The following is a 21,722-nucleotide window of genomic DNA, read 5'->3' on the forward strand; positions in this document are numbered from 1 at the left end:
AGCTAAATTAACTAAGGCGATACAGATCAAGAAGTTGAGTCAATGGACAAGCCCGGACGCATAATTTGAATGAGTGCAGATACAGTCACCCCAGAGCACCGCTCCAAGATCATGTCGATGATCAAAGGCAAAAACACGAAACCTGAAATACTCGTGCGATCGGTGTGTCATGAGTTGGGGCTTCGCTATCGTCTGCATCGAAAGGATCTGCCAGGTAAGCCGGACTTGGTTTTCCCCAAGCACCGGCTATGCCTATTCGTCCACGGCTGCTTTTGGCATAGGCACCCCGGATGCAAGTATGCGTATACGCCTAAGAGCAGGTTGGATTTTTGGCTACCAAAATTGGCAAAGAACGTCGAGCGAGATCTTGATGCACAGCAGGCACTAATCGCACGTGGCTGGAAAGTGGTGATCATTTGGGAATGCCACACCAAAAACAGAGAAGTCCTACGTACCGAGATACAGAAAACGTTTGGTTTGAATGCCTAAGCCCTACACATTCTCGGCGGAAAAATGATGAACGATTTTGAAGGGTTGACCGTCCGGCATTGACCCCCTAGGCTCTCAATTCGGCGCCTAAGAAACGCCTCAACCAGAGCGGTCATCCGCACCCGAGAGTCAGCGGCTTTTTTTCGCCTGCGGTTTTGCTACGCCTGCGAGAAAATCCCCGTTATGTCGGGAGTGGGCGAATACAAGACCCGAAAGGGGAATATGTCCGGCCCGTCTCTGGTGGGTTTCTTAGCTCCCGACACCCATAACGAATGCCCTAAGAAAGCAGCCAGAGGTAAAGGAAATGCCTGACCTTCCGACCTTCACGATGAAGGTGACTTGCCGTATCCGTATGCCCAATCGCGCGCTTCCGTTTCAGGAGGTTCGCCATGTCTGAACCGCTCGTTTCAACCCTCTTCCTTCGTCACGGCACCTGTCTTCGAGCCCTCCTCCTGGAGAATCAGGTGTGGTTCTGTGCTCACGACCTGGGACGATTGATGGGCAAACATCTGGACGAACGCATGTCACGCAAGCTGGATGCAGATCAGCGGCGGATGATGCTCGTGGAGGCTCAGGGTATTGCCGAAGAACGACTGATGATCAGCGAGTCCGGCGTTTATGCGTTACTGGTTTATCACTATTGCCCGGAGTACCGACTTCTAAGGGAATGGCTGACTCACCAGGTTGTTCCGGCGCTACGTGATGCGCGTCCATCGCGGTCAGTAGAACGGCCAACGTTGAGTGTCCTGGACTGGCCTAAGATGTCGCTCTGCATGTTGCACTGGCAGGATGAACCGTGGATTCGGTTGCGGGACATGCCTTGTGTGTTGGCGGATGATCCTTTCAATCAGCGCGGATCGTGGTGGCGGAAGGTGTCGCGAGTTTTGCGAGGGTTCTGATCGTTTACGCAATGAAGTGAATATCCGCTGCTTGAGTTTTGGGCAGCGGATTTGGTTGATGTGTCATGTTCAAATTTTTGGGGCCGCTTCGCGACCCAACGGGGGTAAACCCCCTCGCCACAGGTTCGTGCCTGACTTGGTTGCTGTGGTGATGTTGGGAATCGCGAGGAGGCTCGCTCCCACAGGGTTTGTGTGTCGCCGCGGGTTTTGCGGTGTTTTGAAAACATTCAGTGCAACCCGCCCCGCCTCCCGCTATTAATACCCTTCCCCACTCAAGGACCCGAGCCCGCCATGAAATTCGACCTCGCCTACTGCCTCAGCCTCGACGACAAGTTGTCGATCTATGACGTGCGGGATCTGAATTTCGACGAAACCATGGAGTTCGATTCCGCCAAGGAACACTTCCAGTGTCCCAACGACGCTTGCCGCTTGGCCTTCGATGCGGCGAATGTGTTGACGACCTTCAACGCCAAAAACGTGAATTACGTTCGCACCCCGCACTTCAAGAACATGCCCAGCACGCGACATGTGGCGGATTGTCCTTATGTCAGTCTCAAGGCGTCGGCGTCAGGTGTGGACGCGGACGGTGCGGAAACGGATGACAGCCGTGAGGAGCATTTTCCGTCGGAGTTGTTGCTGACTCGGCGTCAGTATGTGCGTAAGCCCTCGAACCCGGCGGTCGCGACAGATGTGATGCGAGCGGACCTGCAACCGCCGACAAAGGCCAGTGACGTCGAGCACCCAAGCCACGAATCAGCACCGGACAAGACCAGCATCTTCGCTCACCCGGTGGAGTGCTTCGTGTCGAACTTCGAGGACAAGGACCTGCTCAAGCGCATGCCGCTGAAGATTGGCGAGCACACGGCGCCTTATGGGTCGTTCTTCAAGAAGATTGAATACCTGACGGACAACAAGGGGCTGATTTACTGGGGCAAGATCAAGGAGATCAAGGATTACACCCAGAGCTTTCGCATCGATTTTGAGCAGAAGGTCTGGTTCAAGCAGGCGGATGAGGCGAAGAAGAAGCCGTATTCGGTCAACGTTTACCTGAGCAAGAAGCTGATCGAGAATTACCGCAAGCGCAAAGCGTTTCTGGAGGAGATCAAGCATGCCATCGACAGTGAAGCGCAGTTGTTTTGTTTCTTTTATGGCGTGACGCCGGAGTTGAAGCAGGTGCCGAGCAAGAAAAACCCCGAGCAGACGTTCGGGGTGTTCAGTGCGAATATCGAGAACCTGGATCACTTCATTATTCGGGAAGCGCCGGGGTTGGAGGCGAAGTAACCGTGATCAACTCAGGCACATGCTGACCATGACCAACACCAGCAAACCAATGTAAACCCGCGCATGGATTCGATCCGGAATCCGCCCGATCCACGGCGTGGCCAGTCGAATGCCCACCAACGACCCCATCGTCAAAACCGCAAACGCCAGCACATCCACATAACCGACAAACCACGCGCCCAGATCAAACTCAGTGAACCCCGCCATCGCCATGTAAGTCACCGTCCCGGCCAGCGCCACGGGCAGGCTTAGTGGATTGGCCATGGACGTTGCCTGAGACATGCTCAACCCGCAACGCCGCAACAACGGCACGGTCATGACGCTGCCGCCCACGCCGAGGAATGTGGCGATGGCGCCGATTCCTACACCGCCACCGGATACTTCCGCCCTCCCCAATCGCCGTGGGAGTGCGTTATCGGTGTGCGTCAGAAATCCACGTCTGAACAGGCAATCCACAATGGTTACGCCAAGGTAGGCAATAAAGGCATACCGAATCACCTCGCCACTGACCCATATCGCCGCCACTGCGCCGACCACCGCGCCCACTCCGATAAACCCACCCAGCGGCCACAGGTAATGGCGAATCAGATTACCGGCACGGTGATGTTTTACGGTGGCGACCATGGCGTTGACGATCATCACGCAGGTCGAAGTAGCCACGGCGATGTGCATTGCCGATTGACCAATCGGGTCGTCGGCACCGTGGCTGGCCATGAGCATGCGGTACAGCAATGGCACGACGACAAACCCGCCACCGAAGCCGAACAGCACGGCGGTGACGCCGGTCATGCAGCCGAAGAGTGTCAGCAAGAGATAGAACATTGCGCGTCGTCCATTGGTTGGGAGCGGTCGACGATAGAGCGATGCGGCTTGGCCTGCTTCAGCAAGTCAGCCAATAATGTTTGCGTTTACGCCAACTGCTGGAAGCCGCTTGATGCGCAATGTTTCGATTAATGGGCTGGATGACACGCCACGGTCGGTGGTGGCGATCGGTACGGATTATTCCTACGGTCAGGTGTTGCCTCTTCATACACACAGGCGGGCACAGTTGTTGTACGGCGCGACCGGGGTGATGCAGGTCAGCACGCATGACGGCAATTGGGTGGTGCCGCCACAGCGGGCGGTGTGGATTCCGCCGGGGGTGGCGCATGAGGTGTTGATGCTGGGGGTGAGCACGCGGAGTTTGTACATCGAGCCGGGGGCGGTTGATCTGGGGAGTCGTTGTCAGGTGATCAGCGTTTCGCCGTTGATGCGGCATTTGTTGATGGAGGCGGTGGAGATTGCGCTGGCGTATGACGAGGCCGGGCGCGACGGGGCGCTGATTGATTTGCTGCTGCATGAACTGGCGCGCAGTGCTCACTTGCCGTTGCACATTCCGCTGCCTGTCGATGCGCGGTTGCTTGCGTTGTGCCAGGGCTTTTTGCAGCGGCCCGATGCCCATCAGTCGCCGCAACAATGGGCGGATCAGTTGCACATCAGTTTGCGCACGTTCAATCGCCTGTTTCGCCAGCAGACCGACCTGAGTTTCAGCCAGTGGCGGCAGCGCGCCTGTGTGGTGTTGGCCCTCGCGCGGTTGGCGGTGGGTGAGCCGGTGACGCGGATTGCTTTGGATTTTGGCTATGACAGCCCGGCGGCGTTCTCGACGATGTTTCGCCGGGTGTTGGGGCAGGCGCCGTCCGTCTGGTTGGAGGGTGCGAAATAAAAATGAGTTTGATCCGGGCGCAAAACAACTGTACAAAATCACAGTACTTTTTGAATAAGCACTCTTGAGCCCGGAGAACACCATGGCCTCTTATGCGATGAAAATCACCCTGGAACGTATCGCCCTCTTCCAATTCACCCCTGCACATTGCGCCCAGGCCCGGGCGATGCTGGGCTGGAGTGTTGATGAGTTGTCGCGGGAGTCTGGCGTTTCGGTCGACGCGATTGAGCGATTCGAGGCCCGCCGTGATGTGCCGGAGGCTGATCGACTGGCGCTGGCTTATCGGTTTGAGTCGGAAGGGTTGGTGTTCTTTCCGGGGTTTGCGCCGGGGCGGGGGATGAATATGAAAGGGTCGGCAGCACCGGTTGGGCGAACGGATTTAGCGATGGTTGAGTGAAAGAAATCATCGATTGACGATTATTCCCATATAGGTATATTTTTGCATGAGTACAAGGAAGTCACTCTGGTGGATTTGTAGCAGTAAAAAAGATCTCAAACAGATGCCCGCCGATGTACAGGACGTTTTTGGTTATGCACTCGATTTGGCACAAAGCGGTGCAAAACACCCTGACGCGAAGCCTCTAAAGGGTTTTGGTAGCGCTGCTGTCCTTGAGGTGGTCGAGGACTTCGATACGAACAGCTATCGCGCCGTTTATACCGTCCGTTTTGGTAATGCCATTTATGTTCTGCACTGCTTTCAGAAGAAGTCGACTTCGGGTATCAGAACCACGCAGTCCGACATCGATTTGATCAAGGAGAGACTTCAGGCGGCGCAAGACCATGCAAAAGGATCAGATCATGATTGAAATCGAAGAAAGCAGCGGCAACGTCTACGAAGACCTCTCAACGCCCAATGCCAATGAAATGCGCATCAAATCCCAACTGGCCGCAAAAATTGGCGAAATCATAAAGGCTCGCCATTTGACTCAGGTTCAAGCGTCTGAAATTTTGGGTCTGTCCCAACCCAAGCTCTCTGAAATGTTGCGCGGGAAGTTTCGCGGCATTAGTGAAGCAAAGATGATGGAATGCTTATCCCTGCTTGGGCGAGACGTGCAGATCGTGGTCAAGTCAGCCCCTCGATCGAGAAAAGAGGGGCGAATTGAGGTGGTTTTCACCTGAAGTAAAAATCCCAGTGTTTGCGTTAGAAGCCTTTACGGCTTGAACGCAGGCGTTGGCCTTGCGTTGGAAGCTTGTTCATACCCATAAGCAATAGCCAGCAGATGGGCCTCGCTCCACTGAGTCCCGAAGAAGAACACCGAGGTCGGCACTCCGTAATCGTCTGCCCCGGAAGGCACCATGATGCCGGGATAACCAGCCAACGCAGTGACGTTCAACCCTGGGGAGCCCACGTCCCACACTACGGCATCCAGCTGATGCTCAAGCATCACGTTGTCGATGGCAGCCGCATTTTCGCTTTGAATTTTTTGCCACAACTCGTTGTACGCGTACTCGTCAAAATCAACGTTGTTGGCCGCGTTCAACGTGGCTTGCCCAAAACCCTCGGCGCCGGTGGCGTGCTCGTTGTGTTGCAATAGATCCTTCAGGTTTTGGATTGCAAGACCGCTTCGTTTAGCGAGGTATCGAGGAAGATCACGCTTGATACCCATCTGGAATCCGTTTTCCACCTCCTCCGGCGACAGGGATTGAGGATCATCAAACACCACCGGAATCAATGTCGCCCCTGCGGCTTGCATGACTTCCAGCGCACGGGAAAACTGAGGGTCGCTTTGTACGGCCTCGCCGCTGGTCTCGAACTTGACGGGATACCCTATGCGCCGTCCCACCAAGGCATTCGGGACCAGCAAAGCCGTATAGTCCACGCCGCTGATGGCGTGCGGCTTTTTGACCGGTTCGGCGTCATCGTTGCTGGATATGGCATTCAACAGCAGTGCCGCCTCCCGAACGGTGCGCGCCATGGGCCCGGGCGTATCGACTTTTTGACTCACCGGGACGATGCCGCTGCGGCTGAGCAAGCCCACGGTAGGCTTGAGGCCGACCACGCCGTTGACGGACGCCGGGGCGATAATCGAGCCGACGGTTTCCGTTCCGAGTGCCAGCGGCGCGAAACCTGCGGCAACCGCCGCGCCGGAACCTGAGCTTGAGCCGTAAGGCGATTCGCTCAACACGTGCGGGTTTTTGGTTTGCCCACCTCGGCTGCTCCACCCATCGGGGATGGCAGGATCGCGGAAATTCGCCCATTCACTGAGGTTGGTTTTCCCGAGAATCACCGCCCCTGCTGTTCTGAGCTGTTGCACGATGAAAGCATCTTGAGCGGCCGGCTGACCGACCATGGCCAATGAACCGGCGCTGGTCTGCATCTGATCGGACGTGTCGATATTGTCTTTGAGCAATACGGGAATGCCATGCAAAGGACCCCGTACGTGCCCTCGTTGTCGCTCTTGATCGAGCACTTCGGCAATGGCCAATGCATCAGGGTTGAGTTCGATGATCGCGTTGATCGCCGGTCCCTGTTTATCCAGCGCCTCGATCCGGTGCAGCAGGTGCTGCACGAGCGCTACAGCACTCAGCTGATTACGCTCCATTCTTTGGCCGAGTTCGTCGACACTTGAATATTCCAGCCCCGACTGGGGTGTCAGCCTTTGCGTAGCGTCGTTTCGCGTTACATCCATGTGATAAAGATCCTCGTGATGACTGATAGCGAGTGAATAAGCTCACTCGCTTTTCAAGCCTACAGACGCCGCTGGAAATGTCCGTCATCTCCTGGCACTGCATCACGTATGAATATTCGCGCCCATCTGTAGCCCGCTCAGCCAACACTCTCCTGATACACCTGCTGCTCGACCTCGGACCACCAAACACTCCCCCGCTGCGGATACATCACGTTGAATGCCTCACCCATCTGCGGCGTGGTAATCGACACGCTGCGCTCCCAGGCCAGTGCCAGGATCCGGTCAAACGGTTCGAACCAGGCGTGCATCGACAGATCGAAGGTGCCGTTGTGAATCGGCAGTAACCAGCGGCCTTTGAGATCGATGTGTGCTTGCAGGGTTTGCTCAGGCTGCATGTGCACATGCGGCCACTCAACGTTGTACGCACCGGTTTCCATCAGCGTCAGGTCGAACGGGCCGTACTGTTCGCCGATGCGTTTGAAGCCGTCGAAGTAGCCGCTGTCGCCGCTGAAGAAGATCCGCGTGTGGGCGTCGATCATCACCCACGAGGCCCACAGTGTGCTGTTGCCATCGAACAGGCCACGGCCGGAAAAATGTTGCGACGGGGTGGCGATAAACTGGATGCCGTCGACTTCGGTGCCCTGCCACCAGTCGAGCTGGCGCACTTTGCTGGGTTCGATGCCCCACTTGATCAGGGTGTCGCCGACGCCCAGCGGCGTGAGGAAGTACTTGGCCTTGTCCGCCAGTTTGAGCACGGCCTCATAATCGAGATGGTCATAGTGATCGTGGGACAGGATCACCGCTTCGATCGGTGGCAATTCTTCGAGGCTGATGGGCGGTTGGTGAAAGCGTTTCGGACCGGCCCATTGCACGGGTGAAGCGCGGTCGGCAAAGACCGGGTCGGTGATCCAGAATTTATCCCGCAGCTTGAGCATGACGGTGGAGTGGCCGAGGCGATAGACGCTGTGATTAGGCGCGGCGATCAACGCATCGTGGGTCAGGCGTTGCACCGGGACAGCCGTGGCTGGGCGGGTGTTGCGCGGTTTGTGGAAGATCATGCTCCACATGATGCGTACCATTTTGCGAAAGCCTTCTCGCTGCACGGGCGCATGGTTTTTGAAGGCCCCGTCGACCTGACGGGAAGCTTCAGGCGCAGAGGCGTTGGTGGAATTGGCCATGACGGAATGACTCCAGGAAACCGCACAGTCGGCAGTTTCTGCGGTGGGACGATAAATGGCCAAGGCACGCACGCATCAGCCGAACACTCTATTTTTGGCTGTGCAGGATTAACCAAACATTACACTGCACAGTGTAGTTTCTAGGTTGCATCAAAGCCGATCACAAGTAAACTGCTGAGTGTAATTCCTGAATTCTTCTGCCGAAGCGTACTTATGACAGCTCCACAGCGCCTGACCGACCGAAAACGCGAAGCGATCATCCAAGCGGCGATTGCCGAATTCCGTGCCAACGGTTTCGACATCACCAGCATGGACAAGATTGCCGCCACCGCTGGCGTGTCGAAGCGCACGGTGTACAACCACTTCCCCAGCAAGGAAGAGTTGTTCGCCGAAATCCTCAATCAGTTATGGGCGCGGGTGACGGCCGAACAAGAAACGTCCTACCGCCCTGACCTGCCGCTGCGCGATCAGATGCGCCTGATCCTGATGGCGAAATTGCAGATGATGGGCGATGACAATTTTCTCGACCTGGCGCGGGTCGCGATCGCGGCCACCATCCATTCCCCGGAGCGTGCGCAGAACATGGTTGCGCGAATGGGCGAGCGTGAAGAAGGTTTGACCGTGTGGATTCGTGCCGCTCAGGCCGATGGACGCTTGAAGCCGGTCGACCCGGGGTTTGCCGGCCAACAGATTCAGGGAATGCTTAAATCCTTTGCCTTCTGGCCGCAGATTTCCATGGGGCTGCCCGGCCTTTCGCCCGAGATGCAGAGCACCGTCGTGGACTCTGCGCTGGACATGTTCCTCGCCTGCTATCAGCTCTGAATCAAGCGTTCACTGCGCCCTGGCCCCTATTAAATGGCTTGGAAGGACACTGATTATTCCCGCTGGAATAAATGACAATGTCCGCGATTGACCGATGAACGGTAGCTCTGAATAAAACACGGCAATGTGTTTCAGAATGAATCTGGCGCAGGACACTATGGAAAACCAACGCGGCAAGGGCTTGTCATTTGCCAGACGCATTTACCTGCCCCGAACCATTGGCCTTGGCGTCGGTTGCATCAGCGTGGCCGCTGCGTTGTCTCCATTGAACATGCCGTTTTGGGTGTGGGCGTGGATGCTGGTGAACGCCTTTGTCTGGCCCCACGTTGCCTATCAACTGTCGATCCGCGCGAACTTTCCCTACAAGACCGAACGCCGCAACCTGCTTTTCGACTCGCTGTGTGGCGGTTTCTGGGCGGCGACGGTTCAGTTCAACCCGCTCACGACAGTGACCATCCTGGCGATGATGGCGATGAACAACGTCGCCACGGGAGGCCTGCGGTTGTTCATGCTCGGCACCTTGACCCAAGCGACGGGCGTCATGATTGCCTGGCTGTTGTTCGGCGCGATGTTCAACCCAACGACCACCAATGTACAGATTTGGGCGTGCCTGCCGATCCTCACGCTCTACCCGTGGGCGGTGGGCATGGTCTGCTATCGGTTGGCGATCAAACTGTCCGAACACAAACGCGCCTTGAGTGCCTTGAGCCGCACTGACAGTCTGACCGGCCTGCTCAACCACGGCGCCTGGAAAGACCTGCTGCAACTGCAATTCCACCACTGTCGCGAACACCAACAACCCGCCGCGATTGCCTTGATCGACATCGATCACTTCAAACCCATCAACGACACTTACGGGCACATCGTCGGTGACTCGGTGCTGCGCCAGTTGAGCGCCGAGCTCAAGCGCAACCTGCGCGAATGCGATCTGGCCGGGCGCTATGGCGGTGACGAATTCTGCGTGATCCTGCCCGGCATGCCGTTGCATCAGGCGCGGGATGTCATGGAACGCCTACGTGAGGTGCTGCATGACTACCGGCATCAGGAGATTCCCGGACTGCGGGTCAGCCTGAGCATCGGCCTGGCCGCTTTTCACCCGTCCTTCACCGATGCCATCGCCTGGCTCGATGACGCGGACAAAGCCCTCTATACCGCCAAAAACACCGGCCGCAATAAAATCTGTGTAGCCACCCGCGATACCGAGCGCAACACGGCGGTCACGCTGGCGATTTAGCCAAAGCTGCGCGGCTTGCCGGGCAGTGGCGCTATAGTGGACCTCAGTCCAGCGCTGCAGAGAGCATCATGACCACCGAAACCAAAACCACCGCGACCGTCGATCACTTGCGTTTCCAGCGTCCTCACGCTCACCTGGCGCCGACCTTCGGCACTGACAAGTTTGCCCTGCGCGCCGAGGCCTTTGCGCGGTTCTTCGGCACGCCGATGTTTCTCGGGGCGCAGACGCTGATCGTCGCAATATGGATTTTTCTCAACGTGGCGGGCATCACCCACTTCGATGCCTACCCCTTCATCCTGCTCAACCTGGCGTTCAGCCTGCAAGCGGCGTACGCCGCACCGTTGATTCTGCTGGCCCAGACCCGCCAGGCAGCACGGGACAAAGCCCAGTCCGAGGCCGATGCGCGGCACCGCGAAGACCTGGCCGTCGCCAACAGCGAACGTCAGGCCCAGGCGGCGCAGAACACGGCGCAATTGCTCGAGTTGCTCGAGCAAAACACCCGCCTCACCGAGATGACCAAAACCCTCACGGAACGCATCGAAGTCCTGACGTCGGAAATGCACCAGCATTTCGTGCGCAAGGCCTGACACTGTTCAAGGCAGTTTCAACGCCAGCCCCAACTCATCAAACAACGTCACCACCGAACGCAAGGCGCGACAATCCGGACGGGTCAGCAACCACAACGCGGTGTCGTAACCGTGCAGCGGCTCGCTCAACGGCTGCAGCCCGTCACCGATCAGAAAGTCCGGCAATGCCGCAACGCCCAACCCGGCCCGCACCAGTTCGGTGACCGACAACATGCTGTTGCAGCGATAACCCGGTGTGACGCCAGGCAAGTGCTGACGCCGCCAGGCGACCGTGGGGTGATCGGGGAGGAAGTCGTCCGGGGCGATCCACGTGAGCGCAGCCAGGTCTTGGGCATCGACCGATTTCAGATACGCCGTACTCGCACACACACGGTAAGACACCTGCGCCAGGCGTCGTCCTACCAAATGCTCGGGTGGCGCCTGGGTCAGGCGCAAGGCGATGTCCGCATCCCGGCGGCTGAGGTTGGCGAAGTCATTGGAGGTGCTCAGCTCGAGCGTCAGCGCCGGGTAACCGGGCATGAATTGCGCCAGCGCCGGCAACAGCAAACCTTGCAGGACCGAATCGGTACAGGTCAGGCGCACGGTGCCGCTGATGACTTCACCGCCCTGCTCCACGCCGATGCGCGCGGCCTCCAGCGCCTGTTCGGCGCGCTCGGCCTGTTCGGCCAAGGTCTGCGCCAGGCTGGTGGGCAAGTAGCCGGCGCGGCTCTTTTCGAACAATTGCTGACCCAATGCCGCTTCCAGTCGGCGCACGGCGCGGAACACGGTCGAGACGTCGACTTTCAACAACGCCGAAGCCCGGGCCAACGAGCCGCCACGCACCAGGGCGAGGATCAGAGACAGGTCGGGGTACTCCAGTCGATAGTGCGTAGCTGCATTGATCACTTGGGATAACGCCAATATTGAGTGCGTGAACGCCAATCTATAGTGGGTTCCAGGAATCAACAAGCGTCGAGAGCACTCATGGAAAACAGCGTCATCCGCATCGCCCTGATCGGCGATTACGACCCGCAAGTCACCGCCCACCAGGCGATTCCCGTCGCCCTCGGCATGGCAGCCGAACACGCAGGCCTGGACGTACAGTTCCAGTGGTTGGCCACCGATCGCATCGACAACGACACACCGCTGGAAGACTTCGATGGCTTCTGGTGCGTGCCAGCCAGTCCCTACCGTAATGAGGGTGGTGCGTTGCGAGCGATCCGCTTTGCCCGCGAACAACAGCGACCTTTCCTCGGCACGTGTGGCGGTTTTCAGCACGCCGTACTCGAATACGCCCGCAACGTTCTGGGGTGGAAAGATGCCGAGCACGGCGAGACAGCACCCGATGCGACGCGAGCGCTGCTCACGCCACTGACCTGTTCGTTGGTGGAAGCCGTCGACAGCATTCAGCTGGTTGAAGGTTCGTTGATCGCCAAGGCGTATGAACATTCCGAGATTCGCGAAGGCTATCGCTGCCGTTACGGTGTGAATCCTGAATTCGAGCGGGCGTTACTGAGCGAACGGTTGTGCGCCACAGGACATGATTCGACGGGGGAATTGCGGGCAGTGGAATTGCGTGGGCATCCGTTTTTTGTGGCCACGTTGTTTCAACCGGAACGTGCCGCACTCAAAGGTCTGTTGCCGCCGCTGGTCAGTGCGTTGATCGAAGCGTGCGTGAGGCAGACATCATGATGGCCCGGACGCCGGAACCGCCTTACTACGCGGTCATTTTTACTTCGCGGCGAACCGACGGTGACCAGGGTTACGCCGAAGCCGCCGAGCGCATGGTAGAACTGGCACGCGAGCAGCCGGGCTTTCTCGGCGTGGAATCAGCGCGGGGTGAAGACGGGCTCGGGATTACGGTGTCCTATTGGGCCAGTGAGGCAGCGATTCTGGCGTGGAAACTTCATCCCGAGCACAGTGCGATTCGTGAGCGTGGGCGCTCGACCTGGTATTCGGCGTGCAATACGCGGGTGTGCAGGGTTGAGCGGGCTTATGGGTTTAAGCAGTAGATGAAGCGGTGTTCCTTAGGCTGCCATCGCGCGATGGGGCCCGCACAAACACTGCCAATCTCAGCTCTGCACCAAACTCCGCACCGCCGAAATCTCCGGCACTTCCCGCCGATTCATGTACACCCGCAACGGCTCGGTGATGTTGATCCGGTCATCGATGTTCTGATCCAGCAACAACTGGATCAGCTCGCGCTTCAGCGTCATGGCCTGCTCCGGCCCCGGCGCCCAGACGAATTCACTCGCAGGAATGATGCCGTCATCCGCCACGTCCATGCCGAAGGAATCTTCGCTGAAACGCACGATGTACTGGCCGGTCTTGCGGTTGAGGCCGACGAAGCCTTTGAGTTGTTCGGCGGCCTGGCAGATGAGCTGGGAAGTGATGCGCATGATAAACCTCACACAAGTGATCGATGGTTTACACGCAGGGCAATTGAACGGCTTTTCCCTCTGCCGGGGAAACTGCCGGGGCCAAGAGTACTGCAAAGAGCCGCACAAATGTGCCGAAAAAATGGCCTTTAAACACGTTTATGTCGGTCTCGCGATAGCGCTGGCGGCGCTCAGTTGTTAAAAGAGACGTCTTTGAAAACTCTCTGCGAAAGGATCTCGACCATGCCCGTTACTTTCACCAAGAGCGCCCTGCTGCTGAGCGTGCTGCTGGGCCTCGGCCAGGCACAGGCCGCCAGCGAACCAAGCCCGACCTCACTGGCAGCCCGTTCGGGCATTCCGCATCCGGCGGTCATCGCTCACCGCGGCGCGTCTTTCGATGCACCGGAATCCACCGCCGCCGCTTATAAACTGGCGCGCGACCTGGGCGCCGACTACCTCGAACTGGACCTGCAACGCAGCAAGGACGGCGTGCTGTTTGCCCTGCACGACAACAATCTGCAACGCACCACCGACGTCGCCAGCAAATTCCCTGAGCGCAAGGACAGCCCGGCCAACGCGTTCACCATCGCCGAACTGAAAACCCTCGATGCCGGCAGCTGGTTCAACAGCGCTTACCCGGATCGTGCCCGTCCCTCCTACGCAGGCCTGAAAATCCTGACCCTCGACGAGATCATCGACATTGCCCAAGGCAATCCGCTGCACAAGCCCGGCTTGTACATCGAAACCAAAGAACCCAAGCAATTCCCCGGCATCGAAAGCGACCTCAAGGATAAATTGCAGGATCGCGGCTGGCTGAGTCCGGCGGGTTCCAAACTGGCGAAAAGCAATCTGGCGGTTGGCCAGGGCAAAGGCAAGGTGGTGCTGCAAACCTTCGAGAAGAGCAGCCTCGAACTGCTGGAAAAGGAAATGCCGCAGGTGCCGAAGATTCTGTTGCTGTGGGTGGGTGAAGGCAGCATCGAGCCCAAGTCCAAGGTGACGTTCGCCGAGTCCGGCGACAAGGATAAAGCGACTTACTACGCCAAGCAGGAGCCGAAGGACAAAGCCGAATTCCAGCAATGGGTCGAATACGCCAAGGCCCAGGGCGCGATCGGCACCGGACCTTCCGCTGCACTGACCAAGGGTGGCGATCAGAGCTATTCGGACCTGGTGAAACCGTGGATGAACCAGTACACCCATGATCAGGGTTTGTTGGTGCACGTCTACACCGTTGATGATGCGGTGGATTACCAGAAAGTCATGGACGCCGGGGTCGACGGTATTTTCACCAACCGCGCCAGCGAGCTGTTGAAGTTCTATAAACGTCCGGCGGCGGCGAGTGTTGCGCAGTTGCTGACAAACAACGGGTATTGATCCGGGACCGAGGCACCCGTATCGCTAGCAGGCTAGCTCCCACAAGGGATCGTTGGCGTACACAAAATGTTTGGCCAACCGAGATCAACTGTGGGAGCTAGCCTGCTAGCGAACGTGACCAAGGAATTAAGCCTGAATTAAGTTGCCACAGTTAATCTGGACTCACTTAAACGGCTCACCCAAGGAAAGAACCTCATGAAGACTTTGACTGCCCTGTTCACCGCTGCTGCCCTGACCCTCACCGCTGGCCTGGCGCAAGCTGCTGACGTTCTCGTTGATCAGATCCCTCAACTGGTCAAGGACGGCAAGATCAAGCCGCAGGAAGAGCTGAACCAGATCGTTCTGAAGTTGCATCCGGGTGCCACGATTACCGACAGCGACCTGGACAAGCATTCCAACATCTACGAGTACGAAGTCGAACTGCGTGACGCCAAGAATGTTGAATGGGACGTGGACTTGAACGCCGCCACCGGCGAAGTCCTGAAGAACAAACAAGACGACTGATCCCCCCCAAAAAAGCCGCACGATTTTCGGATCGTGCGGCTTTTTTGCGTTTCGCTGGAACCTTACGCGCTTAAACGTGCCGTCACTTCATTCAGCTGTCCCGACAACCCATGCAGGTTGTGGCTGGCCGCTTCGGTGCGTTGCACGTTGTCCAGGTTGGTGCTGGCAATGCTGGTGATCTCGGTGAGGTTGCGCGAGATGTCTTCGGCGACCGAGGTCTGCTCTTCGGCAGCGGTGGCGATCTGGCGGTTCATGTCGCGGATGGCTTCCACGGCGTGGGTGATGCGCTCGAGCATGGCACCGGCCTGCGTCACTTGCTCGACGCTTTCTTCACTGCGCGACTGACCGCTTTCTATCGCCTGGGCCGCGTCTACCGCACCGGTTTGCACCGTCTGGATAATCTGGTTGATCTCAATGATCGACGCCGCCGTGCGCTGGGCCAGGCTGCGCACTTCATCGGCCACCACCGCAAAACCGCGCCCGGCTTCACCGGCTCGGGCGGCTTCGATGGCCGCGTTGAGCGCCAGCAAGTTGGTCTGTTCGGCGATGCCGCGAATCACTTCCAGCACCTTGCCGATGCGGCCGCTGTCGGTTTCCAGTTGTCGAATGACCGTCGCGGTGTTGGCGATTTCACCGCGCATGCGGGTGATGGTGTGGATGGTGCCCTGCATCACTTTTCCGCCTTGTTGGGCGGACTGGTCGGCGTCATCCGCCGCACGCGCGGCATCGGCGGCATGCCGTGCGACTTCTTGCGCCGTGGCGGACATTTCGTTCATCGCCGTGGCCACCTGATCGGTGCGGTTGAACTGTTCGTTGGTGCCGCTGGCCATGAGGCCGGCGATCGCTTTCAACTCATTGCTGGCGCCGTCCAGATCCTTGGTACTGGCCTGCAAACGACTGAAGGTTTCGGCGAGAAAATCGCGCAACGTGTTGGCCGCCATCGCCAATTTGCCCAGCTCATCCTGACGGGTGCTGGCCACGCGTTCGGCAAACTTGCCCTGGCTGAGTTGCGCCACGTAATCGATCAGCTTGCGGATCGGCTCGACCAGGTTGCGGTTGACCAGCCACAGGCTCAACAGGCCGATCAACAGACCCGAAGCGAGCATCACGATGATCCCCAGCAACACGGTGCGATCGGCACTGGCGCTGATCCGCTTCGACTGTTCAGTGCCCTGCTTGCGCAGCTCGCTGACCAGTTCGCTCATCTGATCACTGGTCGCCCGGTCCACGCCCTTCACCGCGGTGTCGCCCGCCGTTGGATCGGCACCGGCCGCCACGTAGGCATCGCGGCCCTTCTGGTACGCCGCACCTAACACGCGGTGTTCGTCACGCAGGCGTTCGATGCGGGTCTTGAGTTGCGGCTCGATACCCTTCTGCCCTGCCAGCTCGCCGAGGATGCCCTGCACATCGCGCTGACGGTCTTCGAATTGCTTCCAGTACTTGTTCAGATCCGCCGGTTGCTTGCCGCGCAGCAGAACGTTTTTCCATTCCTGGACCTGCACCTTGAACTGCAGGTTGGCTTCATCGATCAATTGTGAGGTGTGCAGCGGGCCGTCGATCAAGTTCGCATAGCTTTGAACGCCGCTGGACAGAAAGTGAAAGCAGGCCAGCGCGATCAACAGCATCGCAAACAGGCTACCACTCAGCAAAGCGAGAATTTGCGCTCTCAAGGACTTTTGCAGAAACATCGGAAGGTACTCATGACAGGAATGAGGCACGCCCTGGGTGAGGCGTGAAAGTAGATCGGACATCCCTGTCTGCCGCGTCGGCGGGTGGCCGACGGCGCGCAACTTAACCTAAGCGTGATCGGCGTGCCAGAGCGCTTCTTTAAGCGAATCCGACCATCGGCAGCGCAATCGTTTGCGTTATTTATCCGTCACAAAAACGTCATCACGGCTTGCGATGATGCGGCTCAAGTGAACCTGTGAAACCCGCGACAGGCGCCTCCTCACAACGAGACCTCATGAACCACAGCATCGACCAAAGCCATCGCGACCCGGACCTGTTCGGTCTGCTGTACGGTTTCAGCTTTCGCCCCGGCGAACGCGGCCGGGAGATCGATTCGGCCATGGCGTTGCGGTGTCTGCAGCAACCGGGCGACAGCGATGAGTTTCTCTGGCTGCACCTGAACCTCGCCCATGCCGCGTGCGAGCGCTGGATGAAAAGTCATCTGGAGTTGCCCGACGAATTTTTCGAAGCCTTGCATGAAGGCTCGCGTTCGACGCGCATCGAGCATGTCGATTCGGCGTTGCTGGCGGTGGTCAACGACGTGGTGTTCAACCTCAGCAGCATGGTCTCCTCGGATGTGTCGACGTTGTGGGTATGCGCCCGCAGCCGGCTGATCATCAGCGCGCGCCTGCAACCGCTGCACTCGGTGGACAAGTTGCGTTCGTCGGTGAAGGCCGGTGAATGCTTTCGTTCGCCGCTGGAATTGCTGGTGCATTTGCTGCGCGACCAGGGCGAGGTGCTGACGCAGATCGTGCGCAAGACCAGCCTCAGTGTCGATCAGATCGAAGATGAATTGCTGTCCTCGCGGCTGTCGACCAACCGCGCGGAACTGGGTGCCAATCGCCGGGTGCTGGTACGCCTGCAACGGCTGCTGGCGCTGGAGCCGGGTTCGTTGCTGCGCCTGCTCAATCGTCCGCCGCAATGGTTGCAGAAGGAAGACGTGAAAGAGCTGCGCAAGTCCACCGAGGAATTTGCGCTGATCATCAACGACCTGACGGCGTTGGGTGAGCGGATCAAGCTGTTGCAGGAAGAGATTGCCGCCAACCTGAATGAACAGAGCAACCGTACGCTGTTCACCCTGACCGTGGTGACGGTGCTGGCCTTGCCGATCAACATCATTGCCGGTTTCTTTGGCATGAACGTGGGGGGCGTGCCGCTCTCCCAGGATCCGGAGGGGTTCTGGATTCTGGTGGCATTGGTCGCGACGTTTACCGTGATCGCGGGGCGATGGGCGTTTCGCAAGCGGCAGGATTACTAATCCCGAAGCGCATCGAACCCCTGTGGCGAGGGAGCTTGCTCCCGCTGGGTCGCGAAGCGGACCCACATCCTGCCAAACAGTTTTTCTGACACACCGCGAGTACCGGGTTTACGGTTGCTTCGCAGCCGAGCGGGAGCAAGCTCCCTCGCCACAGGGGATTGCGTAGCCCTTGGATGTTGGTGCGGGGTTCTGATCAACGGATCAGCAAAAGCGCCAAACACTGACCCAGCGCAGCGTCTCTGTAACATTTGGCAATGATCATGACTGGCATTCCTTTCTCTCCTCAGGATTGTCCGTGATGGCTACTCCTTCCTACACCGCCGCCCAGGCGCCCGCCCGCAGCGCGAAGCCGCAGTTCGATAAAAAACCCGGCCTGCTGACCATCGTGATTTTCTTCGCCGTGCTGGCGATCGGGCTGTTGTTTACCGCGTACAGCCTGATGCACGACATGAACGAACTCGGCACGGTGGTCACCACCTGGACGCCGTTTCTGCTGCTGGGCGTGGCGTTGCTGATCGCGCTGGGGTTCGAGTTCGTCAACGGTTTCCACGACACCGCCAACGCGGTGGCCACGGTGATTTACACCAACTCCTTGCCGCCGAACGTTGCGGTGGTCTGGTCCGGGTTGTTCAACTTCCTCGGCGTGCTGCTGTCGAGCGGCGCGGTGGCGTTCGGCATCATCGCGTTGCTGCCGGTGGAGTTGATTCTGCAAGTCGGGTCGTCCGCCGGTTTCGCGATGATTTTCGCCCTGTTGATCGCGGCGATTCTGTGGAACCTCGGCACCTGGTGGCTGGGCTTGCCGGCGTCGTCGTCGCACACGCTGATCGGTTCGATCATCGGTGTCGGCGTCGCCAATGCCTTGATGCACGGGCGCGACGGCACCAGCGGCGTGGATTGGGCGCAAGCGACCAAAGTCGGTTATGCGTTGCTGCTCTCGCCCCTGGTCGGCTTCGCCGCCGCCGCGTTGCTGCTGCTGGCCCTGCGCGCCTTCGTCAAGAATCGCGCGCTGTACAAGGAGCCCAAAGGCAACACCCCGCCACCGTGGTGGATTCGCGGCCTGTTGATCCTGACCTGCACCGGCGTGTCCTTCGCCCACGGTTCCAACGACGGCCAGAAAGGCATGGGCCTGATCATGCTGATCCTGGTGGGCACCCTGCCGATGGCGTATGCGCTGAACCGCACCATGCCGGCGGATCAGGCGCTGCAATTCGCCGCCGTGGCCGAGGTTACCCAGCAAGCCCTGATGAAGCACACCTCGCTGCCCGCACCCGCCGATCCGCGTCCGGTGCTCTCCGATTACATGCGCACCAAGGACGCTACGCCGCAACTGATCCCCGCCCTCGCGACGCTGGCCGGCAACATCGGCAACGAAGTGAAGGGTTACGGTTCGCTGTCGAAAGTCCCGGCCGAGGCCATGGGCAACGTGCGTAACGACATGTACCTGACCAGCGAAACCATTCGCCTGATGGAAAAAAACAAGGTCGGTAACTTCGACGCCGACACCACCGACAAGCTGCAGCTGTTCAAGCAGCAGATCGACAATGCCACACGGTTCATTCCGCTGTGGGTGAAGATCGCGGTGGCGATCGCGCTGGGCCTGGGCACCATGGTCGGCTGGAAGCGCATCGTGGTGACGGTCGGCGAGAAGATCGGCAAGAGCCACCTGACTTACGCCCAAGGTGCCTCGGCGGAAACCGTGGCCATGCTGACCATCGGCGCGGCGGACATGTTCGGGCTGCCGGTGTCGACCACCCACGTATTGTCATCGGGGGTGGCCGGGACCATGGTCGCCAACGGCGGTGGCTTGCAGATGAAGACCATTCGCAACCTGCTGATGGCTTGGGTGTTGACCTTGCCGGCGGCGATTCTGTTGTCGGGCAGTTTGTATTGGTTGTTCACCCGAATCTTCTAGCCCCCCCTTGCAGGAGCAAGCTCGTTCCTGCAGGGGATTTTTTTGCCTGGAGAATGCTTTTCGTCGCAAATTCAGGGGATTGCGTTTTTATTGACCCACCACCCGCCGAGTTGCACTTCAGTTTGCTAACGTGTGGCCGACTCTTAAGAGACTCGATGCATTCAGGAGTGGGATCGTGAATCTGTACATCAATCAGCTTCAACACAAAGCTGACTTCAAAGAAGCCATCTATGCCGGCGACATCTTCCTGAACACTCAGCTGCGCGCTGCCAAAGAGCTATGTGCGTTCGCCCAGGAAAGCATCACTGCTGCCTTCGACGGCGAGCCCCATCACCAGGCGCTGCACACGCTGATGCCGGTGGAAGAATTCGTGGTTCGGGTGACGCGCCTCAAGGGCCAGTTCACTAACAGCCTGCGCGTCAAGGAATTGATCCTGTCGTTCATCGACGAGATCGGCGTCGACCCGCGTGAGTACATTTTCGACGTGCCGCGCATTCGCGTGGTGCCGAATTATGACTATCTGCACGCCGGTGTCAGCTATGCCTACAAACCGCATCGCGATACCTGGTACGGCAGCGTCGATTGCCAGATCAACACCTGGATGCCGGTGCACACCATCCGCCCCGACCAGACCATGATGATCAACGCTGGCTACTTCGACGTGCCGGTGAAGAACACCTCCAGCGAATGGAGCCTCAACGACTGGATCAACAACCAGCGGCACAAGGCCAAGGACAACCTCAAGGAGGAGGTCCGGGTGCACCCGGTGCCACTGGAGGCGATCAACACGGAGTCTGAAGTGCGCATTGCCGGCAACACCGGCGAGATGCTGATTTTCTCCGGCTCGCACCTGCACGGCACGGTCGCCAACCACACCGAACAAACCCGCTTCAGCGTGGATTTCCGCCTGATGCACCTCGACGACCTCAAACACAAGCGTGGCGCGATCAACGTCGACAGCGCCTGCCCTGATGTTGGCGCAGGCTTCAAAGACTATTTCCACGCCCACGACTTTTCTAATTTCCAAGGAATCGAAGCATGACCAAGCGTCGCATCACGCCCGCCGAGGCCCAGTACAACGAAACCCGTGCCAACGTTCTGAAACGGGTCGATGCCGAGTACGTGGCCGACGCACCGTTCGTCTTCGCCAACCGCATCGGCGTGACCGCTGCCCTGTCGCGTATGGAACTGTTCAAGAAAGTCGCTGAAGTACCGGGCGCGATCATCGAGTGCGGCGTGTACAAAGGCAACTCGCTGATGCTGTACATGCATTTGTCGATGATTCTCGAACCGTACGCGATCAACCGTTCGATCGTCGGCTTCGATACCTTCGAAGGCTTCCAGAGCATCGACAAGAAAGAAGACCCGGCCGACGTCAACGAGACCATGTTCTCCGACACCGACCAGTCGCTGATCCAGGACATGATCGACGCCAACGACCTGCTGCGCCCGGTCAACCGCATCCCGCGTTGCGAGTTGGTCAAGGGCGACATCGTCAAGACCGTGCCGGAGTGGGTCAAGACCCGCCCTGACCTGGTCGTGGCCATGCTGATTCTCGACACCGACCTGTACGAATCGACCAAAGTCGCGCTGGAAACCTTCCTGCCGTACATGCCAAAAGGCGCCATCGTGGTGCTGGACGAAGTCGCTTACCGCAACTTCCCGGGCGAAACCAAGGCCCTCCGTGAAGTGCTCGACCTGAACAAGATCGAACTCAAGCGTCTGCCGTTTGATAGCTGCGTAGGCTATTTCCACGTCTGACGCATAACA

At 58.5% G+C, this 21,722-nt stretch carries 24 protein-coding genes; 18 read left to right on the forward strand and 6 right to left on the reverse strand.

The annotated features are described in order from the left end of the window. The first annotated feature begins 117 nt into the window (after positions 1–117). The 3 genes from ACM1ZW_RS01725 (at position 118) to ACM1ZW_RS01735 (ending at position 2,669) form a co-directional block, all read left to right on the forward strand. Positions 118–489: a very short patch repair endonuclease gene (locus tag ACM1ZW_RS01725; RefSeq protein WP_416740789.1), complete on the forward strand. Its 372-nt coding sequence runs from the start codon at positions 118–120 to the stop codon at positions 487–489. Positions 490–878: 389 nt separating this feature from the next. Further along, entirely contained in the window at positions 879–1,388 is a 510-nt protein-coding gene (locus ACM1ZW_RS01730; protein WP_416740066.1) for a Bro-N domain-containing protein, read from the forward strand. A gap of 291 nt (positions 1,389–1,679) precedes the next feature. Continuing rightward, the gene (locus ACM1ZW_RS01735) at positions 1,680–2,669 is read left to right on the forward strand and encodes a hypothetical protein (protein ID WP_416740067.1); all 990 of its coding nucleotides are present in this window, start codon (positions 1,680–1,682) and stop codon (positions 2,667–2,669) included. Positions 2,670–2,675: 6 nt separating this feature from the next. On the opposite strand, the gene ACM1ZW_RS01740 is transcribed toward ACM1ZW_RS01735, so the two are convergent. Continuing rightward, positions 2,676–3,491, reverse strand: coding sequence for a sulfite exporter TauE/SafE family protein (locus tag ACM1ZW_RS01740; protein ID WP_416740068.1), 816 nt, complete (start codon positions 3,489–3,491; stop codon positions 2,676–2,678). Between the two features lie 112 nt (positions 3,492–3,603). Between ACM1ZW_RS01740 and ACM1ZW_RS01745 the strand changes: the two genes are divergently transcribed. From ACM1ZW_RS01745 to ACM1ZW_RS01760, 4 genes are all read left to right on the forward strand, one after another. After that, positions 3,604–4,371, forward strand: coding sequence for an AraC family transcriptional regulator (locus ACM1ZW_RS01745; RefSeq protein WP_416740069.1), 768 nt, complete (start codon positions 3,604–3,606; stop codon positions 4,369–4,371). An 82-nt stretch (positions 4,372–4,453) separates the two neighbouring features. Next, positions 4,454–4,768, forward strand: coding sequence for a helix-turn-helix domain-containing protein (locus ACM1ZW_RS01750; protein WP_416740070.1), 315 nt, complete (start codon positions 4,454–4,456; stop codon positions 4,766–4,768). A 103-nt stretch (positions 4,769–4,871) separates the two neighbouring features. Then, complete coding sequence (locus ACM1ZW_RS01755) at positions 4,872–5,177, forward strand: type II toxin-antitoxin system RelE/ParE family toxin (RefSeq protein ID WP_416740071.1); 306 nt, start codon at positions 4,872–4,874, stop codon at positions 5,175–5,177. Beyond that, positions 5,170–5,490 (forward strand): helix-turn-helix domain-containing protein, encoded by a 321-nt coding sequence (locus ACM1ZW_RS01760; protein ID WP_416740072.1) that lies wholly within the window; start codon positions 5,170–5,172, stop codon positions 5,488–5,490. The genes ACM1ZW_RS01755 and ACM1ZW_RS01760 overlap by 8 nt, the downstream gene beginning before the upstream one ends. Before the next feature lie 32 nt (positions 5,491–5,522). On the opposite strand, the gene ACM1ZW_RS01765 is transcribed toward ACM1ZW_RS01760, so the two are convergent. Beyond that, positions 5,523–7,001, reverse strand: coding sequence for an amidase family protein (locus tag ACM1ZW_RS01765; RefSeq protein WP_416740073.1), 1,479 nt, complete (start codon positions 6,999–7,001; stop codon positions 5,523–5,525). 137 nt (positions 7,002–7,138) lie between these two features. Next, positions 7,139–8,179, reverse strand: a complete 1,041-nt coding sequence (locus ACM1ZW_RS01770; RefSeq protein ID WP_416740074.1) for an MBL fold metallo-hydrolase — start codon at positions 8,177–8,179, stop codon at positions 7,139–7,141. Between the two features lie 213 nt (positions 8,180–8,392). On the opposite strand from ACM1ZW_RS01770, the gene ACM1ZW_RS01775 reads away from it, so the two are divergent. The 3 genes from ACM1ZW_RS01775 (at position 8,393) to ACM1ZW_RS01785 (ending at position 10,822) form a co-directional block, all read left to right on the forward strand. Beyond that, a complete protein-coding gene (locus tag ACM1ZW_RS01775) occupies positions 8,393–9,001 on the forward strand; it encodes a TetR/AcrR family transcriptional regulator (protein WP_414879280.1) in 609 nt (202 codons plus the stop codon). Positions 9,002–9,158: 157 nt separating this feature from the next. Beyond that, complete coding sequence (locus ACM1ZW_RS01780) at positions 9,159–10,235, forward strand: diguanylate cyclase (protein WP_031319072.1); 1,077 nt, start codon at positions 9,159–9,161, stop codon at positions 10,233–10,235. Between the two features lie 68 nt (positions 10,236–10,303). Next, the gene (locus tag ACM1ZW_RS01785) at positions 10,304–10,822 is read left to right on the forward strand and encodes a DUF1003 domain-containing protein (RefSeq protein ID WP_017340244.1); all 519 of its coding nucleotides are present in this window, start codon (positions 10,304–10,306) and stop codon (positions 10,820–10,822) included. A 6-nt stretch (positions 10,823–10,828) separates the two neighbouring features. Here ACM1ZW_RS01785 and ACM1ZW_RS01790 read toward each other — a convergent pair whose 3' ends face one another. Beyond that, entirely contained in the window at positions 10,829–11,770 is a 942-nt protein-coding gene (locus ACM1ZW_RS01790; RefSeq protein ID WP_414879281.1) for a LysR family transcriptional regulator, read from the reverse strand. Positions 11,771–11,785: 15 nt separating this feature from the next. Between ACM1ZW_RS01790 and ACM1ZW_RS01795 the strand changes: the two genes are divergently transcribed. Then, complete coding sequence (locus ACM1ZW_RS01795) at positions 11,786–12,493, forward strand: CTP synthase (protein WP_416740075.1); 708 nt, start codon at positions 11,786–11,788, stop codon at positions 12,491–12,493. Then, positions 12,490–12,813, forward strand: coding sequence for an antibiotic biosynthesis monooxygenase family protein (locus ACM1ZW_RS01800; RefSeq protein ID WP_414884049.1), 324 nt, complete (start codon positions 12,490–12,492; stop codon positions 12,811–12,813). The genes ACM1ZW_RS01795 and ACM1ZW_RS01800 overlap by 4 nt, the downstream gene beginning before the upstream one ends. A 60-nt stretch (positions 12,814–12,873) precedes the next feature. On the opposite strand, the gene ACM1ZW_RS01805 is transcribed toward ACM1ZW_RS01800, so the two are convergent. Next, on the reverse strand, positions 12,874–13,200 hold the full coding sequence (locus ACM1ZW_RS01805) for a DUF2025 family protein (RefSeq protein ID WP_150633922.1): 327 nt from the start codon (positions 13,198–13,200) through the stop codon (positions 12,874–12,876). A gap of 222 nt (positions 13,201–13,422) precedes the next feature. Here ACM1ZW_RS01805 and ACM1ZW_RS01810 point away from each other — a divergent pair, with 222 nt between their 5' ends. Both ACM1ZW_RS01810 and ACM1ZW_RS01815 read left to right on the forward strand, forming a co-directional pair. Then, the gene (locus tag ACM1ZW_RS01810; protein WP_017340249.1) at positions 13,423–14,550 is read left to right on the forward strand and encodes a glycerophosphodiester phosphodiesterase; all 1,128 of its coding nucleotides are present in this window, start codon (positions 13,423–13,425) and stop codon (positions 14,548–14,550) included. 195 nt (positions 14,551–14,745) lie between these two features. Beyond that, positions 14,746–15,054: a PepSY domain-containing protein gene (locus ACM1ZW_RS01815; protein WP_416740076.1), complete on the forward strand. Its 309-nt coding sequence runs from the start codon at positions 14,746–14,748 to the stop codon at positions 15,052–15,054. 62 nt (positions 15,055–15,116) lie between these two features. On the opposite strand, the gene ACM1ZW_RS01820 is transcribed toward ACM1ZW_RS01815, so the two are convergent. Beyond that, complete coding sequence (locus ACM1ZW_RS01820) at positions 15,117–16,742, reverse strand: methyl-accepting chemotaxis protein (protein ID WP_017340384.1); 1,626 nt, start codon at positions 16,740–16,742, stop codon at positions 15,117–15,119. Between the two features lie 275 nt (positions 16,743–17,017). Between ACM1ZW_RS01820 and ACM1ZW_RS01825 the strand changes: the two genes are divergently transcribed. From ACM1ZW_RS01825 to ACM1ZW_RS01840, 4 genes are all read left to right on the forward strand, one after another. Continuing rightward, positions 17,018–18,040: a transporter gene (locus ACM1ZW_RS01825; protein ID WP_017340385.1), complete on the forward strand. Its 1,023-nt coding sequence runs from the start codon at positions 17,018–17,020 to the stop codon at positions 18,038–18,040. A gap of 298 nt (positions 18,041–18,338) precedes the next feature. After that, on the forward strand, positions 18,339–19,952 hold the full coding sequence (locus ACM1ZW_RS01830) for an inorganic phosphate transporter (RefSeq protein WP_017340386.1): 1,614 nt from the start codon (positions 18,339–18,341) through the stop codon (positions 19,950–19,952). A 175-nt stretch (positions 19,953–20,127) separates the two neighbouring features. Next, on the forward strand, positions 20,128–20,994 hold the full coding sequence (locus tag ACM1ZW_RS01835) for a hypothetical protein (RefSeq protein WP_416740077.1): 867 nt from the start codon (positions 20,128–20,130) through the stop codon (positions 20,992–20,994). Further along, positions 20,991–21,713 (forward strand): TylF/MycF/NovP-related O-methyltransferase, encoded by a 723-nt coding sequence (locus ACM1ZW_RS01840; protein WP_046031989.1) that lies wholly within the window; start codon positions 20,991–20,993, stop codon positions 21,711–21,713. Before ACM1ZW_RS01835 ends, ACM1ZW_RS01840 begins: the two co-directional genes overlap by 4 nt. The last annotated feature ends 9 nt before the right edge of the window (positions 21,714–21,722 follow it).

The sequence above is a fragment of the Pseudomonas sp. NFX71 genome (assembly GCF_048079215.1).
GTDB classification, from domain to species: domain Bacteria; phylum Pseudomonadota; class Gammaproteobacteria; order Pseudomonadales; family Pseudomonadaceae; genus Aquipseudomonas; species Aquipseudomonas fluorescens_B.